This is a genomic window from Deinococcus cellulosilyticus NBRC 106333 = KACC 11606 (assembly GCF_007990775.1).
In the GTDB taxonomy this organism is placed as follows: Bacteria; Deinococcota; Deinococci; order Deinococcales; family Deinococcaceae; genus Deinococcus_C; species Deinococcus_C cellulosilyticus.
In genome coordinates this window covers 14591-30343 of the sequence record NZ_BJXB01000025.1, presented here as the reverse complement: position 1 = coordinate 30343, position 15753 = coordinate 14591, and the positions used below count along the sequence as shown (strand labels likewise).

Annotated in this window: 18 protein-coding genes; 4 read left to right on the top strand and 14 right to left on the bottom strand. The window is 57.1% G+C overall.

Going from position 1 to position 15753, the window contains the following annotated elements; genetic code table 11:
• Positions 1-19: 19 nt before the first annotated feature.
• A complete protein-coding gene (locus DC3_RS22070; RefSeq protein WP_146888336.1) occupies positions 20-415 on the bottom strand; it encodes a hypothetical protein in 396 nt (131 codons plus the stop codon).
• A gap of 122 nt (positions 416-537) precedes the next feature.
• Positions 538-1110, bottom strand: a complete 573-nt coding sequence (gene infC / locus DC3_RS22065) for a translation initiation factor IF-3 (protein ID WP_146888503.1) — start codon at positions 1108-1110, stop codon at positions 538-540.
• Positions 1111-1649: 539 nt separating this feature from the next.
• Between infC and DC3_RS22060 the strand changes: the two genes are divergently transcribed.
• From DC3_RS22060 to recR, 3 genes are all read left to right on the top strand, one after another.
• Entirely contained in the window at positions 1650-2333 is a 684-nt protein-coding gene (locus DC3_RS22060) for an NUDIX hydrolase (protein ID WP_146888333.1), read from the top strand.
• A 137-nt stretch (positions 2334-2470) separates the two neighbouring features.
• Entirely contained in the window at positions 2471-2770 is a 300-nt protein-coding gene (locus DC3_RS22055) for a YbaB/EbfC family nucleoid-associated protein (protein ID WP_146888330.1), read from the top strand.
• 1 nt (position 2771) lies between these two features.
• Complete coding sequence (recR, locus tag DC3_RS22050; RefSeq protein ID WP_146888327.1) at positions 2772-3365, top strand: recombination mediator RecR; 594 nt, start codon at positions 2772-2774, stop codon at positions 3363-3365.
• 60 nt (positions 3366-3425) lie between these two features.
• Here recR and DC3_RS22045 read toward each other — a convergent pair whose 3' ends face one another.
• Positions 3426-3899 (bottom strand): NUDIX hydrolase, encoded by a 474-nt coding sequence (locus DC3_RS22045; RefSeq protein WP_146888324.1) that lies wholly within the window; start codon positions 3897-3899, stop codon positions 3426-3428.
• Positions 3900-4152: 253 nt separating this feature from the next.
• Positions 4153-6588, bottom strand: coding sequence for a BamA/OMP85 family outer membrane protein (locus tag DC3_RS22040; protein WP_186816186.1), 2436 nt, complete (start codon positions 6586-6588; stop codon positions 4153-4155).
• A 303-nt stretch (positions 6589-6891) separates the two neighbouring features.
• Here DC3_RS22040 and yedA point away from each other — a divergent pair, with 303 nt between their 5' ends.
• Positions 6892-7785 (top strand): drug/metabolite exporter YedA, encoded by an 894-nt coding sequence (gene yedA / locus DC3_RS22035; RefSeq protein WP_146888318.1) that lies wholly within the window; start codon positions 6892-6894, stop codon positions 7783-7785.
• On the opposite strand, the gene DC3_RS22030 is transcribed toward yedA, so the two are convergent.
• From DC3_RS22030 to DC3_RS21985, 10 genes are all read right to left on the bottom strand, one after another.
• A complete protein-coding gene (locus tag DC3_RS22030; protein WP_146888315.1) occupies positions 7721-8281 on the bottom strand; it encodes a Rieske 2Fe-2S domain-containing protein in 561 nt (186 codons plus the stop codon). The two genes, yedA and DC3_RS22030, sit on opposite strands and share 65 nt — an antisense overlap.
• Complete coding sequence (locus tag DC3_RS22025) at positions 8278-9318, bottom strand: c-type cytochrome (protein WP_146888312.1); 1041 nt, start codon at positions 9316-9318, stop codon at positions 8278-8280. Before DC3_RS22025 ends, DC3_RS22030 begins: the two co-directional genes overlap by 4 nt.
• Positions 9315-9791, bottom strand: coding sequence for a cytochrome c-type biogenesis protein (locus DC3_RS22020; RefSeq protein ID WP_146888309.1), 477 nt, complete (start codon positions 9789-9791; stop codon positions 9315-9317). The genes DC3_RS22025 and DC3_RS22020 overlap by 4 nt, the downstream gene beginning before the upstream one ends.
• Positions 9788-10300: a TlpA family protein disulfide reductase gene (locus DC3_RS22015; protein ID WP_146888306.1), complete on the bottom strand. Its 513-nt coding sequence runs from the start codon at positions 10298-10300 to the stop codon at positions 9788-9790. The genes DC3_RS22020 and DC3_RS22015 overlap by 4 nt, the downstream gene beginning before the upstream one ends.
• Positions 10297-12273, bottom strand: a complete 1977-nt coding sequence (locus tag DC3_RS22010; RefSeq protein WP_146888303.1) for a heme lyase CcmF/NrfE family subunit — start codon at positions 12271-12273, stop codon at positions 10297-10299. The genes DC3_RS22015 and DC3_RS22010 overlap by 4 nt, the downstream gene beginning before the upstream one ends.
• Positions 12270-12731, bottom strand: coding sequence for a cytochrome c maturation protein CcmE (gene ccmE / locus DC3_RS22005; protein WP_146888300.1), 462 nt, complete (start codon positions 12729-12731; stop codon positions 12270-12272). The genes DC3_RS22010 and ccmE overlap by 4 nt, the downstream gene beginning before the upstream one ends.
• A 103-nt stretch (positions 12732-12834) precedes the next feature.
• Positions 12835-13533, bottom strand: coding sequence for a cytochrome c biogenesis protein CcsA (gene ccsA / locus DC3_RS22000; RefSeq protein ID WP_146888297.1), 699 nt, complete (start codon positions 13531-13533; stop codon positions 12835-12837).
• 249 nt (positions 13534-13782) lie between these two features.
• Positions 13783-14448 (bottom strand): heme exporter protein CcmB, encoded by a 666-nt coding sequence (locus DC3_RS21995; RefSeq protein WP_146888294.1) that lies wholly within the window; start codon positions 14446-14448, stop codon positions 13783-13785.
• A complete protein-coding gene (gene ccmA / locus DC3_RS21990) occupies positions 14445-15059 on the bottom strand; it encodes a heme ABC exporter ATP-binding protein CcmA (protein WP_246130770.1) in 615 nt (204 codons plus the stop codon). The genes DC3_RS21995 and ccmA overlap by 4 nt, the downstream gene beginning before the upstream one ends.
• A gap of 2 nt (positions 15060-15061) precedes the next feature.
• The gene (locus DC3_RS21985; RefSeq protein ID WP_146888288.1) at positions 15062-15748 is read right to left on the bottom strand and encodes a cytochrome c biogenesis CcdA family protein; all 687 of its coding nucleotides are present in this window, start codon (positions 15746-15748) and stop codon (positions 15062-15064) included.
• Positions 15749-15753: the final 5 nt, after the last annotated feature.

Here is a 15753-nt window from a genome sequence, read left to right as displayed (position 1 = left end):
GCTTTCTGCTGGACTCTCCTCAATCTTCGAGTTCAACCTCGAATTTGCCGCTGTTGCCCTCGCGTTTGACGGTCAGGCGCACCAGATTGTTCTCAAACTTGTAGGTGGCTTCCACACGGTTGGGACGGTTTTCCACTCCAACCCGCAGCCAGCCTTTGCGCTTGAACTGGTTGTCGAAATGCTCGAAAACATCGCCCAGGTCTCGCTTGCCCAGGCTGAACTCCACCTTGTTGCTTTTGACCTTGATGTTGCTGGCCCCGTCGGGCAGAGCATAATCCCCAAGGTTCTTGCTGGGTGGGGTTTTGGGCTGGGCCACGACTGCAGCCTGAGGTTTGGGCTGAACAGAAGTCTGTGTGGTGACTGTGCATGCGGACATCAGGGCGGCAATCAAAAGAAAAACCACGGGCTGTTTCATATTCAAAATGGTAGCAGCGAAAGCAGAGCAGAACACCACCGGAGGATTGATGGATTTCTCACACTCTCGTCAGGTATGCAAAAAAATCCTCCCGGATGGGAGGATGGTGGGTTCGGGCAAACTCAGGCTTCTGAACCGATGGCTTCGGTGTCTTCGGCGTCTTTTTTCTTGATTTTGCCAGGAGCCGGAGCAACGATCATGTTCATGTCCATGCCTGCAATGGAAGGTGCACCTTCGGGTGAACCGATGTCCTTGATGGCATCGGCAACACGTTCCAGGATGCGCTCACCGAGTTCGGGGTGGGTGCGCTCGCGGCCACGGAACATGATGGTGACTTTGACTTTGTTGCCTTCTTCCAGGAAGCGACGAACATGGTTGGTCTTGGTGTTGAAGTCGTTTTCATCAATTTTAATGCGGAATTTGATGGACTTGACTTCCTGGGTGCGTGCACGACGGCGGTTTTCTTTTTCGTTCTGTTGTTGCTCGTAACGAAAACGCCCGTAATCCATGAGTTTACAGACCGGGGGAACAGCAGTAGCGCCAACCATCACCAGATCCAGGCCTTTTTCCTGGGCGACACGCAGGGCTTCCCTGGTATCGATGATGCCAACTTGGCCGCCCTCGTCATCAATCAAACGGACTTGCCGAACCCGGATCTGCTCATTGATCTTGTGCTCTTTAGAAATTACAACCACCTCCAGCACGCCCCGTTCTCGGGGATCGTGGACATTCTGGGTAGGAACATCAAATCTTATTTTACACCACTTGCCGGGGATTCGCCTACGCAATGCGGCTGAAGGGACGAAGACGTGCAGCAGAATCTGGGGTTTTTGCTGCATGTGCCTCCTGGTTTTGCCGTATGCTGATGCAGGTCACAAGGGTGTTCACATCATTGGATGCCCTCTGTCAATTCACATCTTAAAATACAGAACCTGAGCCTTGCTGTCAGAATTGCTTCAACTTCTTCTGGAGGGCTCAATCTTTTTGGACTGCTTCTGATGCTGTCTAGGTTTGAATTGGTGTTTCAAGATGGATGGACTCAAGGGTCAAAAGTCCCATCGATTCAACAGAATTCCCAGATATGCAGGCCATTACGAGCAAATACGGATGGCTGACTCTGATTTGCCTTTGCAAAGTGACTCTTTTGTGAAAAACTACACAAGCCAATTGGTGTAGATGACTGCTGCCAGAAATTCATTGACTTGCACGTTGAAAAGCAATATATTTAAGTGTGATGTATACACTAACACTGCCTCCTTTTGCTGCTCAAGTGGGTCTAGCAGTAGATGTGGTGGCCTTTGCCATGCACAAGGGCCAGCTGCACATCCTGCTGGTCCGCCGTGGTCTGGAACCCCACTCCCAATCCTGGGCACTCCCCGGAGGGTTTGTTCAGCATGAAGAAACCCTCGCTGCGGCTGCCCTGCGGGAACTCCGTGAAGAGACCAGCGTGGCACTCTCTCCCAACCATCTTGAACAACTTTATACTTTTGGCAATCCTGGACGCGATCCTCGCGGACGCATTGTCTCCGTTGCGCACATGGCGGTGCTGCCCCATGGCACCCCTGCCGTCCATGCAGGTGGAAGCACCGTGGGCGCTGCATGGTTCGTGGCCCACGATCCACCTCCACTGGCCTTCGACCACGCAGACATCCTGGCCCGCGCCATCCGCAGGCTGCAGACCCGTCTGGAATACGCCAACCTTGCTTTCGAGTTCCTGCCAGAGCACTTCACCCTTCCTGAACTTCAGGAAGTGTACGAGGCGATCCTCAACCAGAAGCTCGACAAGCGCAACTTCCGCAAACGCATCCTCTCCCAGGGCCTGCTGGAGCCTGCCGGAGAGCGCCGCAATGGTGTGGGCCGTCCTGCACAGGTGTACCGTCGCACCAAGCGGGTCAAGTACCCGGGTTCTGCCCTCTAACCTGTATTGCTGGACCTGGTACAACATCAGCTGAAAAATGCTGATGTTTTTTCTTTGTGGGACGCGGGTTTTTTGGTGTACAACAATGCCGTTCAACCCACCATTCCCACCCCCCAAAACGTTATAAAATACCCTTTATGGACATGAAGAAACTCATGAAGCAAATGCAGCAGGCCCAGGTCGCTGCACAGAAAATCCAGGATCAACTCGCCGGAATGACCGTCACCGGAACCGCCAGTGGCATGGTGGAAGTCACCCTGAACGGTCAGGGCAAACTTCAGGGCCTGAAGATCAACCCCCAGGCCGTTGACCCTGATGATGTGGAAACCCTCGAAGACCTGCTGGTGGTCGCCATCCGGGACGCCCAGGAGAAAGCCGATGCATTGCAGCAGCAGGAAACGCAGCGCAGCATGGGCTTCCTGGGCGGTTTGATGTGAAATGAAGTACCCGGCAAGCCTTCTTCAACTGATCCGCGAACTGTCCAGATGGCCGGGCATTGGTCCCAAAAGTGCCCAGAAGCTGGCCTTCTACCTCTTTGAGCAACCTCAGGAGGACATCGAGCGCATTGCGAAACTCCTCCTGAGCGCCAAGGAAGAACTGCACCTCTGCCCCGAGTGCTTCAACGTCACCGACAAGGAACTCTGCGAGGTGTGCAGCGACCAGACCCGCATGCGAAACCAGATCTGTGTTGTGGAGGATGCAGGAGACGTGCTGGCCATTGAACGCTCTGGTGAATACCGTGGCCTTTACCACGTGCTGCACGGAGCCATCAGTCCCATGCATGGGGTCGGTCCCGACAAGCTCTACATCAAGCAACTGATGGGACGGGTCCAGTCCGACATGGAGGTGATCCTCGCCACCAGCACCACCGTGGAAGGGGAAGCCACCAGCATGTACCTGCAGCGTCAACTCGCCAGCACTGGAGCCACGGTGAGTCGTATCGCTTATGGCCTCCCGGTGGGCGGTGCACTGGAATACGCCGACGAGGTGACCCTGGGACGGGCCATTTCAGGACGGCAGAAAATCAAATAAGTCCAGGCAGGATCAAAAATGGAGGGGCGGGCCGGTGGCTCGCCCCTTTTGGCAGCAAGGTCAAATCGGGTAATACGCCTTGGGATTCCCGGCCAGAAAGTCCTGGGTGGGCACCCAGATCAGGGGGTTGCGCTCCTCGAATTCCGGTGGGGGTCCAAAACGAACCAGTTGCATCACCTGATCGAACGGAATCCATTCTGCAGACAGCACTTCTGGATCATTGGGTTGCAATTCACCACGGAATTTTCCGGTGAAACGCGCAAAGTTGGCGTAATGGGCGTGTTTGGTCATGGAGAGCATCTCGCCTTCCAGAAGCGAAATGAACTCCAGGTCGAACATTTCCAGGCCGGTTTCTTCTTTGACCTGCCGCACGGCAGCATCGGCCAGGGATTCACCATCTCTGGCCTTTCCGCCGGGAAGCCCCCAGAAGATGGACCCATCGTCCATGCGTTCGGTGACCAGAAGCAGGTGTCCATCCTGCACCAGATAGACGTGTGCAGCGCGTTTGAGTGGGATGACCCGGGAAAGAGGCATGGCCTATTATACCGATTCCGCCTGTTCCCGGTTTGCCCCAATCTTCACAGAGGGGACTGGCGCATCCTGATGCCATGTCCTCAAGATGCAAGCTTTCCCGATTCAACGCCATCGAAGGCCGATGTGACGAAATCAGATTCCTGTGACAGAAAAACTGCTACAGTTGAACCGACCAATGGAGTGTGGCCCCCGATGCATCATCGGGGGCAAATTTTTGGTGGTCTGTCATGGGCTGCAGTTGAATTTGAAAAGATCAGAACAGGAAGCCCAGCTTGATGGAGAATTTCCCTCTTGGATACAGGTTTGAGAAAGCGTAATCCATGCGCACAGGGATCACAAAACTTTCCGGTCCCAGGTTGGCCTGAATTCCCAGACCGTAGCCCACATTCATGTTGAAATCATTCTGGGTCCAGGCATCTCCAGCATCCACAAAGCCCAGAGCATACATCCCTTGCAGGAAATCGGTCTTCAGGCCGAAATCTGCCCGGGCCTCCACCCCTGCCGTGAAGAAGTTCTTGCCTGTGAAACTGGCCTCATCAAAACCTTTCAGGCTGAAGCGGTCATCGAACTGGCTGCCCCCCACCCGGAACAGGGCAGATTCAGGGGCCGTGCCGATGATGGTCCCGGCATCCACCCGACCCGCAAGCACGAGGTTCACGGGAGCCCCAGGGGTCAGGTCCACGTAGCCCCTCAGGCCGCCTGCCACCTTGCCCCAGTTGAGGTTGCTTTTCTCGAAGCCAAACCCATAGCTGGCATTCACGGAAGCCCGGAAACCCGTGGTCGGGAAGCTGGCACTGTCTGCGTAATCGGCATTGACACTGGAGAAGGCCTGCACGGTCCAGCCCCGACCAGGCAGGTTCTGGGTGACTGCAGGATCGCTGTCGGGCAGGCTGTCTGCTGCCCCTGGTTCCAGGAAATATTGTTTGATTTCACCCTGCACACCTCCACTGAGCGATACGTTGTCGTTCAGGGGGGTGGCAGCCTCCACCGTGAGCTGGTTGTTGCGCTCGGTGTACTGGCGTCCGATGGCAACGGTGCCGTTTTTGATGTCCACATTGGGGGTGACGTTGCTGGACACCGTGACCTTTCCGCTGATGGGTTGTTCAGGGGTTCCCAGATAGGGCAGACCGTAAGACACCGATCCACCGAGCACCTGTCTGGCCTCATTGGGGGTGAAATTCAGGCTGGCACTCAGCTGGTGCCCGATGCCGAACAGGTTGGTGTCCGTCACCTGCAGGTCTCCGGCAAATCCCTCTCCGGGGGCGTAGGTCAGACCCGGGCTGACGTTCAGGCTGGGCACATCCTGCAGGGTGATGGCCAGACGCACTTTGCTGGGGTCATCGGTGGGAACCGGCTGAACGTTGAGCGCCTTGACCACCCCTCCCTGAACCAGACGCCCCAGGTATTTCCTGAAAGTGTCAGCATTCAGCGCACTGCCCACCGCAGGAAGCTGGGAGCGCACAAAGTCCTCATTGGTGCGTTGCGCCCCCTCCCACTTGATGTCGTAGCCACCGATGGTCACCTCGGTCAATTTGAAGGTGAGCACTTTGCCATCAAAGCCCACGGCATTCTCGGGGATGACCACATCAAACCCTTTTTCCCGGTAAGCGCGTTGCAGGGCAAGCAGGTCCTCCTGGGCCTGGGGCAGGCTGAAGGTCTGTCCCACTTTTGACTTCAGGGCAGCGATCAGGGTTTCATCAGGGATGGCGGTGTTCCCTTCAATGGTCACCTGCTGGATTTTGCCCGCTGGGATGTCCGTGATAACCAGTTGCACATCCACCCGGGTTGGATCAGAGGGGCTCTGCTGGTATTGCAAGGTTACGGTTTTGCCCAGCTGTTCACTGATGCGCTGCAGATCTGCATTGAAGTCAGAGGGACGGAACACAGCCCCTTCTTTGACATTGAGGGTGGGGGCAGGGGTCACCAGACTGGTGTCAATGCTCCCGATGGTCAGTTCCACCACGGGGATGCTCAAGATGCCATTGTTGAGGGTGGCGCGGGTCAGGTCTGCACCGCTTCCCAGATACCCTGCTTTCTGGTAGGCCTCGGAGAGGTTGCGCAGGCTCTGTTCGTACACGTCTGAACTGAATGTGCCCTGCTTCAGCAGGTCAGCAAAAGCAGCCTGTGCCTCGTTCTGGGGCAGGCGGGTGAGGCCCTGAAAAACCACCTGCCTGACCGGAGCGGCTTCCTGCACATTGAAGGTGATGGTGGCCCCTGCTGGACCTTCCTGCACAGCAGTGGTGACTTCGGGCAGGAAAGGAAGGCCCAGGTCACGCAACGCCTGCCGGAAACGTGCGCGGGCGAGTTCAAGCTGGGAGGTGTTGAGCTGTGCACCTTTTGAAATGCCGTACTGCTCCTGCAGGGTTTTTGTGAAGGCCGCAGGATCAACCAGGGTGCTGCCGGTCACCACGATGTCTGCAATTTTGGGGTTCTCTCTGACTTCAATGCGCAGCACAGGACCCGTGTTGGTGTTCTGCACGGTGACACTGGTCACGGTGAAGGTCCCCAGACGGGCAATGGCTGCCCGGATGGTCTCTTCTTTGACGTCCGTGACTTTGGAGCCCACATAGATGGGCAGGCGGCTCTTGATGCTGGCTTCCTGGGCTCCTGTGACACCAACGATCTGAATGGCCTGTAAAGTGTCCTGGGTCTGGGCGAGGGCAATGGTGGTGGGTGATGCAAGCAACATGGTGACTGTAAGAACTTTTCGCATAGTACTGAGACCCATGCTACGGTTCTGTCTGAGAAGAAAGCTGCAGTTTCCCTGACAAACGTGAGAAAGCAGATAAATCCTGCAAGGCAAAAAACAGGTTTTCCTGTTGCTCAGGCAGCTGTAGGGCTCCTGAAGAGAGGGCCTTTAGGTTTGGTTCATGCAACCCTTGATGAGAAAGAAGGCTTAAGCTGCCTGCCTTTCCTGAAAGCGGTCAGCTTTCCCGTTAACTGCTTTCGCTTATTGCCCTGTGCACAATGCACGGGTTAGGCTTGGCAGATCATGTCCCCAACGGTCCTGTGGTCTCTGGTTGCGGTCTATCTGATCTGGGGGTCCACCTATTTTGGGATGCGGGTGGCCCTCACTGGTTTTCCTCCCTTCCTGCAGGGGGGCTTCCGTTACATGACTGCAGGGCTGATTCTGCTGCTTTTTCTGAAGCTGCGAAAAACCCCCTGGCCGGACCTGAGGCAGACCCTCAATGCTGCGATGGTGGGCATTCTGCTGACGGTGGTGGGGCATGGCATGGTCCTTTACGCAGAGCAGGACGTCTCGAGTGCGGTTGCCGCAGTTGCTGTGGGTGTTTCCCCTGTCTGGGCCGCAGTGTGGAGCGCCCTGTGGGGCAAAGCGCCGAGAGGCACAGAATGGCTGGGTTTGATCCTTGGCGTGGTGGGCATCGTGGTGCTGAACTCCGGGAAAGAACTTGCGGCAGCCCCCATCGCCATGTTTGCCCTGATCCTGGCTCCCATGAGCTGGTCTTTTGGCACGGTCTGGAGCAAACAGCTCAGGATGCCAGATGGGGTCATGAACACCGCCCTGCAGATCTTTTTTGGTGGAATCGCCAGTGCTCTTGTGGGACTGGTGCTTGGCGAAAAAATCACCCACGTTCCGGCTCAGGCGTGGGTGGCATTCTGGTATCTGGTGATTTTCGGGTCGATCATTGCCTACAACGCATTCATGTACCTTGTCCGAACGGTCAGCACACCCCTGGCAATGAGTTACGCCTATGTGAACCCAATTGTGGCCCTGTTCGTGGGGCATTTTCTGGGAGGGGAGACCATCAACCTGCAAAGCATTCTGGCCTGTCTGCTGATTCTGGTGGCGGTGGTGCTGCTCACCCGCCCTGGCCAGGTGCGGGCTCCAGCCCGGACGCAAAAATCCGACCTTCCTTCAGACTGAGTTTCACTCTGGGAAGGGGATGGAGGGCCTTGCCGAACACGCTTTTTCCTTCCTGAAGGGGGTCGAAGATGCTGTAATGGCAGTGGCAGCCCAGCATCGGGTGCTTGATGCGGTAATTGAAGGTCAGGGCAGTGGCCTCCTGGTCCCTGAGGGGTTGTACCGGACAGCCCAGGTGCGTGCAGATCCGGGAGTACGCCGCAAAATGCCTGTCCTCCAGCGAAACACTGGCAGCAGTGGCTTCTGGAAGCTGCATCAGGACACAGGGCACCCCTGCATAGGTGAATTCCAGGCTGTCAAACGCATTTTTCAGGTCAGAGGCATCGGCCACGAACTTGACTTCTCCAGCCTTGAAGTTGAGGGATTTAGGCTGCTTTTTCCCAAAGGTCACATTGGAGGCATACCAGAACATGCCTCCAAAGGCTCCGAAAGTTCCGGCCACGGGCAGCACCCACCAGTATTCCAGGAGTTTGCGTCGGGTGACTTTCGGTTCACTCATTTCTGCAGGCTCTGGGTGTACTGAACGAGGGCATCCAGAGTTTTCCCTTTCAATTCCGGGAAGGCAGGCATGGAGCCCACACCGTTCTGAATGATGTTCCTGAGGGCTGCTTCGTCACGAATGGCCGCACTGCTGAGCAGGCTGGGAGCGGTTTTGCCTTCACCCTGGGTGCCGTGACAGCTGGAGCAATTCTGGGCGAAAAGCTCTTCTCCAGAGGCGTTCTGGCCCAGAGCTGACCTCAGCTGGGCAATCTGCTCATCGGCCTCCAGGCTCATCGGGCGCAGGTCACGGAACTTCAGAAAGGCGTCCAGAGCTTCCTGAGGGGCTCCATTGTTGACGTAGGTGTAACCCAGCAGCAGGTATCCTTCGGGCTCTTTGGGCTCAAGCTGAACCGACAGTTGCACCAGACCGAGCCCCTGGGCACGGAACTTCTCATTGGTGGACATGAACACCCCGAGACGCCTGAGGGCTTCGGCATCTTTGGTGTCTCGGGTCAGGTTGATCAGGTCTCCGTAAGCCTGCGCAGACTCCCGGAATTTTCCTGCATCGAAAGCTGCCCTGGCATAGGCACGGATGTCTTCGGGGTTCTGGGAACGGCTGGCTTTCGATTGCAGCTCAGGCAGCTTCAGGACGTTCTGCAGTTGTTTCGCCTCTGCATCTCCCACACCCATGTAACGCCAGCTCTGGAAGAAGGTGAATCCACCGCCGATCAAAAGAGAAGCGCACAGCAGCGTGACCAGCAGGGCAGGGAGGTGGGCCGGACGACTCAGGGTCACGCCAGAAGGAGCAGGAGGAAGTTCATCCAGTGCCCTGAGTACCCGGGCCAGTCTGGCCTTGAAGGTCAGTTCTGCACGCTCACGCTCTGCCTCAGGCAGGCTCTGGGTGCTGAGGTCCCGCAACTCGCTGACCAGCAGGTCCCGCTCTTCCAGCAGGTCGCTGCGCTGGGTGTCTTCGGTGGAGGTGACGGCCTTGCGACTGGTGGGAAGCAGCACCACCGCCAGCATGAGGGCAGCCAGGGCCAGAATCAGGTAAATCATGACTCTTTCTCTTTCTGCAGGTAATGGTTGACCCGTTCCAGATCTTCACTGGACACCACTGGAGGTCTGGAGGCATTTTTCAGGTATCCGGACAGCGCCCAGCCTGCACCCAGCAGCACCGCCACCGGAGCGATCCACAAGAGCCAGTTCAGGCCTTTTTTGGGAGGATTCAGCAGGATGGTTTCACCATAGCGGGACACCATGTAATTCAGGATCTGTGCTTCGCCAACGCCGTTTTTCACCTGACTTTTGATGTCCAGGTAGATCTGGCGGGACAGGTCGTTGGAACTGGTCAGCAGGGATTCCCCTTTGCACACCGGGCACTTGATCTGACCGGCAATGGCTCTGGCCTCTTGTTCCTGCTCAGGGGTCAATTGCACCGTGTCAGTGACATTCACAGCGTTCTGGGTGGGAGCCTCGGCCAGTGCAGCACTCCCAAAGAGCAGCACTGCACACACGAGAAAGGATCTCACAGCTTCACCCCGAGTCTGGACAGCACACCCTGCATGGTTTCCAGATCCACCTCACCGAGGTGGCGGTACACGATGGTGCCGTTCTGATCAAGCACCAGGGTCACGGGAATCTGTGCAACCCCGTAATCGATGGCCACCCTGGAGCCCGGGTCCCACAGGATGGGGAGCTTCAGGCCGAATTCTTCCTGAAAAGCCTGGGCTTTCTTCTGGTCGTCGTTGAAGGCAATGCCCAGAAACTCCACCTGGTCTCCAGCCTGCTGGGTCAGGGTGCGGTAGACAGGCGCTTCAACCCGGCAGGGCAGGCACCAGGAGGCCCAGAAGTTGATCACCACGGGACGGCCTTTCAACTTGCTGAGCTGGTATTCTTGCCCTTCAAGGCTCTTCAGGGTGAATTCTGGTGCAGGCCTGTCCACGATGGGACTGCTGGGGGTGTCATCTTCCTTGAGGAGGCCGTACCCGAGAAGGGCAACAACGAGCACCACAATGATGGGGCCAATCCAGCGTTTCATGCGGTCACCTCCTGCTGGCGGGTGCGGGTCTGCACGTTCACAGTGGGAGATTGCAGGCTGATGAAACTGCCCAGCACCATCACCAGTGTCCCGATCCAGATCCAGGACACCAGGGGGGTCTGAATGACCCGTACGGTGGCCCAGTTTTCTTCCTGCTTGTAGGCCAGCAGGGTCACGTAGGTGTCAGAGAAGGGATGGTACTTTACAAAGGGCATGGCTACGGGTTGCTGTGGCTGGTTCACGTAGGTGTTGAGTTTGGCGTAGGTGTCTTCTTTGCCCAGCACCACATGGGCCTCCACCGAGCGCTTTTCGGGGAAGTCCTGAATGCGGATGTCCTTCAGAACAGCGGTTTTGCCCATGACCTGCTGGGGCTGGTTGGCTTTCAGGGTGAGTTCGGATTCGGTCTTGTATGCTCCTGAAAAGGCGATGCCAAGGGCCATCACCACCAGGCCAATGTGGGCCACATATGCACCATAACGTCTGGGGTGAATGCGGAAGAGCTCCACGATTTTCCCAGGTCCTCCACGGTCCTGGGCTGCACGAAGGGTCAATTTCAGGAGCCCTGCCACGTTGTAGGCACAAAGGGCCACAGTCAGGGCCACTGCAAGGTCACGGACCCCGAACACAAAAGCCACGATGCCAACCAGCACACCTGCCCCCACAGGGATCTGCATGGCTTTCCAGAGGTTTTCGTTCTTCTGGCGTTGCCAGGGGAGAAGCGGTCCCACGCCCATCAGGAACAGCAGGATCAGGCCCAGAGGAATCGCAAACTGGTTGAAGAAAGGAGGGCCAACACTGGTTCTGACATTGCGCACGGCTTCCATCAGGACAGGAAACAGGGTCCCGAGCACCACCATCACGGCAAAACTCAGAAAGACGATGTTGCCCGCCAGAAAAGCCCCTTCTCTGGAGATGGGGCGGTCAATGGTGTGGTCATCGCGGATGAGGGGAGCACGCACCGAGGCCAGCACAATCCCGATCAGCATCAGGACGGCAAAGAAACCAAAGAACACCGGGCCAATCGGGCCGTTCCCGAAGGCGTGCACACTCTCCACCACGCCAGAACGGGTCAGGAAGGTGCCCAGCACGGTGGTGGCGTAGGCCCCGATGATCAGGTACACGTTCCAGGTTTTCAGCATGCGGCGGCGCTCCTGAATCTGGATGCTGTGGAGGAAAGCCGTGGCAAGGAGCCAGGGCACAAAAGAGGCATTTTCCACAGGGTCCCAGGCCCAGTAACCACCCCAGCCCAGAATCTCGTAGGACCACCATCCACCTGCCACAATGGCAGCAGACAGGAACATCCAGGCGCTCAGCAACCAGGTCCGGGTCTGGGTGATCCAGGATTCACCCAGTTTGCGGGTGATGAGGGCTGCAACCGCATAGGCAAAAGGCACGCTCAGGCCCACAAAACCCAGGTACAGCAAGACCGGGTGAATGGCCATCATCCAGTGGTTCTGCAGGAGGGGGTTGGGCCCCAGACCTTCGGTGGCTCCATTCACGTTGGGGGTGAAAGGGCTTGCCACCGTCAGGTTGATGCCCACAAAGAACAAGAGGGAAAAGAACATGCTGGCCATCACCCATGGGCGCAGGGCGTCTTTGCGCACACTGACCGACACCAGGAAGGTGTACAGGGCAAGCACCCAGGCCCAGAGCAGAATGCTTCCCTCCAGAGCGGCCCACAGGGTCACGAATTTCACCCAGGTGGGGGAGACGCTCATGGAATGGCGGTACACATACCGCACCGTGAAGTCATCTTTGAAGATGGCGTATTCCAGCACAAAGAGCGCCACCGAGACAAACAGAAACACGGCCCAGGCACTGCGCCTGCCACTCTCGGTGAATCTGGGGTCGTGTTTGATCCCCCCCAGCACACTCATGGTCAGACCGTACAGCACAAAGCCCAGGGCGAGCAGCAGAGAGAGGGTTCCGTATGCGCCCAGTTCACTGAAACCCAGGCCCAGAAATTCGGTCATTGAGCTTCCTCAATCAGTTGCTTGTAGTTGGTGCTGTCTCCGGAGTGGGGAGCACGGTACTCTTCACTGTGCTTGACCAGCAGGGTCTTGCCCATGAAGGTGCCGTTTTGCATGGTCCCTTCCACCACCACACCCTGATTGGCCTTGAAGAGGTCAGGGAGGGCCCCTCTGTACTCCACAGGAATGCGGGTCACCCCGTCTGAATCCAGCATGGTGAATTTCAGTTCCAGGGTGTCCGGGTTGTAGTCGGGTTCGACCACCAGGCCCCCCATCCTGAGGGTTTTTCCGGTGTACTCACTGGCCTTCATCTGGTACTCGGCGGGGGTCACAAAGTACACCAGGCTGTTTCCAGCACTGCCAAACACCAGATAGGCCACCACGCCCAGAATGACAAAGAGGGCAACCACATAACCGGTGACACTGCGTTTGCGTTTTCTGGCCTGGGGGAGTGTGGTCATTCTCCACGCTCCGACTGTTTCATTTTCAGGTACCAGTACACCACATAGCCGATCAATGCCAGAAAGGTTGCAGCGTACACGATGGTCACGTAAGTCTGGTACATCAGATCCGTCCTTCCTTGAAGCTCTGTTCCATCAGGCGGTCCTCTTTTGCCTCAATGCGGTGTGCAGCCACAGCGCGGAACCGCACCAGATAGATAAAACCCACCACAAAAGCCACGAACATGCACATCAGGGCAATGCCCATGCGGGGGTCCGCAGAGAACTCCAGATCCCCGAGCAGTTTCAGGGTGGGGGTCTGGTGGATGCTGCGCCACCAGTACACACTCATGTAATTGATGGGCACATAGAGCGTTCCAACAATGCCAATCACGGCGGCCACCCGCGCCCGGCGGTCCGGGTCTTCGATCAGGCCACGGATGATGAAATACCCCACGTAGATCAGGAAGCCAATCAGAGTGGTGGTGAGGCGAGGGTCCCAGGTCCAGTAGGTGCCCCAGGTGGGTTTGGCCCACAGGCTTCCTCCGAGCAGGGTCAGGGCCGTGAACAGCACACCGACTTCTGCACTGGAGTAGGCAAGCCGGTCAAACCTTCTGTTTTTGGTGATCAGGTAAGCCAGGCTGTACCCAAGTGCGACAAAGTAAGCCACATAGGACATCAGGGCCACAGGCATGTGGATGTAGAAGATGCGCACCAGCTCCTTCTGGTTCACATCCGGCGGTGCGGTGAATGCGTAAAACAGACCTGCTGCAAAGCTGAGCAGGGTCAGGATTCCGAGGATGGGGGTGACTTTGTCCTTCATGGCTCTATCTCCAAGGGTAGTGGATTGGGGGCGTCATTTGTCCCGGCCTCTTCGGGACAATCCTCAGAGGCGTGTGGCGTCTTACAGACTGCTTCTCTATGCTACCTGTTCAGCATGAAAAGTCACATAAACGCTTAAGTGATCTCCCTGAGGCCTGAACCCGGGGAAGAACCCTCTGTGAAGCGCTGCAGTCTCTTTTTATCCTGTCCCGCGCAGGGCAAGTGAGACAGAATCACTTTTGCAGGAGATTCAATTTTCCAGCGCGTGTGGAAAGGCCAGGGCGGCCACCAGCAGAGACACCAGATCAAACCCGGCCAGCAGTTGCAGCCAGCCATACAGGTCACTGGTCAGTCCATTCTGGGCGAGGATCTTGGTGGCAGAAACCGCTCCAATCACCACCGGAATGCAGATGGGAAACATCAAGACGGGGAGCAGGGCTTCCTTGGCCCGCAGATTCACGGTGATGGCCGCATAAAAGACACTGATGATGGAAAATCCCAGCACACCCAGCAGCAAAACCAGCACCAGATACCCCAGATGGGTGTAACTGAGGTTGTAAATCAGGCTGGTGGTGACCAGGGTGACCGCCCCGAGCAACAACATCAGGAGGTAATTGGCGATCAATTTCCCCACAAAGACCCACTCATGTCCGTTGGGATAGAGCAGAAGGCTTTCCAGAGCTCCAGATTCCTGTTCACTGCCGAAAGCACGCTGGGCGGCCAGAACACTTGCAAAGGCCAGAGCGGTCCACAGCACACCGGGAGCCGCATCTTTCAGCCTTTCGGTGTCCGGCCCCAGGGCAAAGCCCATGATCAGCACCACCAGGGCAGAAAAAAAGACGGTGGTGGTGAGGATGTCCTTGCTGCGGCCTTCCAGCCTCAGGTCCTTCAGTGCAATCAGCAGGGCTTCTCTCATGCGAAAGTGCCTCCCCGCAGGGTGTACTGCCTGGAGGTGAGTTGCAGGGCAAGGTCGGGTTCGTGGCTGGTGAAGATCAGGGTTTTGTTCTGCTGTTGTGCTTCCTGCAGGATGCTCAGCACAAACTGTTTTCCTGCCTCATCCAGGTTGGCGAATGGTTCATCAATCAGGAGCAGAGGACCCGGGGCAATCAGCATGCGTCCCAGCAGGGCACGTTTGCGCATGCCAGAGCTGAGTTCCCTGGCCCGTTTGCCTCCTGCTTGCTCCAGCCCAACCCGCTGCACAATGGCTTTGAGGTCGGTTTTCACCCCATACATCTGGGCGGTGAAGGTCAGGTTCTCCAGCACGGTCAGGTCTGCATACAGCCCCTGATCGTTGCTCAGGAAAAAGGCATGCTCCCTGACGCTGCGTCGGTCCTTCAGGTCATAGCCGAAAATCCGGCCCTCTCCCCGGTGAGGGCTGAGGACCCCTGAAAGCACCCTCAGAAGTGTGGTCTTTCCTGCGCCGTTTTCACCGAACAGCACCACGGTTTCTCCTTCTTCCACCGAGAAGGTGATGTCCCTCAGCACCCAGGATTTCGCAAAACGGCGGGCGAGTTGCAGGGTCTGCACGGCTACAATAACTTCACCATCCAGTCGGGCATCACATTCAGGAAAAAGCGGCTCAGTTCGGTGAACTTCCCGGTGAGGATCAGGATGCCCAGCAGAAGCAGCACTGCTCCGCCGATTTTCTCAATGTAAGGGGTGTATCGGGTCAGGTTCCTGACGTTCAGGCGTTGCCAGAAGAGGGCTGCGACCAGAAAAGGAATGGCGAGGCCAAGGGCGTACATGGCCAGCAAGAGGACTCCTGTTTTCAGGCTTCCTCCCTGGGTGGCCAGGGTCAGGATGCCGCCAAGCACAGGACCGATGCAGGGACTCCAGCCCAGACCGAAAGCTGCACCCAGCGCAACAGGCCCATACTGGCTGGCCTGACCGAGACCCATCCGGTAATCGCCCATCAGTGCAGGGATGCGGATGATTCCGAGCATCACCAGACCAAAAAATGAGATCAGCAGTCCGCTGAGGGTGTTCAGCCAGTCGCGGTTGGCATTCAGGAATTGACCGATCAGGCTGGCTCCAGCCCCCATCATGATGAAGATCAGGGAGAAGCCCAGCACAAAGCCCAGGGCACGCTTGAAAGGGGACTGTCCTCCACCCAGCACTCCAAGGTAGGAGGGAAGCAGGGGAAGCACACAGGGGGAAAGAAAGGAAACCAGCCCTCCAAACAGGGCCACGCCAAGACTCGTGGTAGGTTCTGCCATGCGTC

Bases quoted from the DNA above. Each gene is read 5' to 3' on its own strand.
- DC3_RS22070 (WP_146888336.1), bottom strand. From the start codon at position 415: ATGAAACAGCCCGTGGTTTTTCTTTTGATTGCCGCCCTGATGTCCGCA.
- ccmE (WP_146888300.1), bottom strand. From the start codon at position 12,731: ATGACCACACTCCCCCAGGCCAGAAAACGCAAACGCAGTGTCACCGGT.
- DC3_RS22040 (WP_186816186.1), bottom strand. From the start codon at position 6,588: ATGTTGCTTGCATCACCCACCACCATTGCCCTCGCCCAGACCCAGGAC.
- DC3_RS22055 (WP_146888330.1), top strand. From the start codon at position 2,471: ATGGACATGAAGAAACTCATGAAGCAAATGCAGCAGGCCCAGGTCGCT.
- DC3_RS22030 (WP_146888315.1), bottom strand. From the start codon at position 8,281: ATGAGTGAACCGAAAGTCACCCGACGCAAACTCCTGGAATACTGGTGG.
- DC3_RS22025 (WP_146888312.1), bottom strand. From the start codon at position 9,318: ATGATTTACCTGATTCTGGCCCTGGCTGCCCTCATGCTGGCGGTGGTG.
- recR (WP_146888327.1), top strand. From the start codon at position 2,772: ATGAAGTACCCGGCAAGCCTTCTTCAACTGATCCGCGAACTGTCCAGA.
- DC3_RS22060 (WP_146888333.1), top strand. From the start codon at position 1,650: ATGTATACACTAACACTGCCTCCTTTTGCTGCTCAAGTGGGTCTAGCA.
- DC3_RS22010 (WP_146888303.1), bottom strand. From the start codon at position 12,273: ATGACCGAATTTCTGGGCCTGGGTTTCAGTGAACTGGGCGCATACGGA.
- DC3_RS22015 (WP_146888306.1), bottom strand. From the start codon at position 10,300: ATGAAACGCTGGATTGGCCCCATCATTGTGGTGCTCGTTGTTGCCCTT.
- DC3_RS21985 (WP_146888288.1), bottom strand. From the start codon at position 15,748: ATGGCAGAACCTACCACGAGTCTTGGCGTGGCCCTGTTTGGAGGGCTG.
- DC3_RS21995 (WP_146888294.1), bottom strand. From the start codon at position 14,448: ATGAGAGAAGCCCTGCTGATTGCACTGAAGGACCTGAGGCTGGAAGGC.
- ccsA (WP_146888297.1), bottom strand. From the start codon at position 13,533: ATGAAGGACAAAGTCACCCCCATCCTCGGAATCCTGACCCTGCTCAGC.
- DC3_RS22045 (WP_146888324.1), bottom strand. From the start codon at position 3,899: ATGCCTCTTTCCCGGGTCATCCCACTCAAACGCGCTGCACACGTCTAT.
- yedA (WP_146888318.1), top strand. From the start codon at position 6,892: ATGTCCCCAACGGTCCTGTGGTCTCTGGTTGCGGTCTATCTGATCTGG.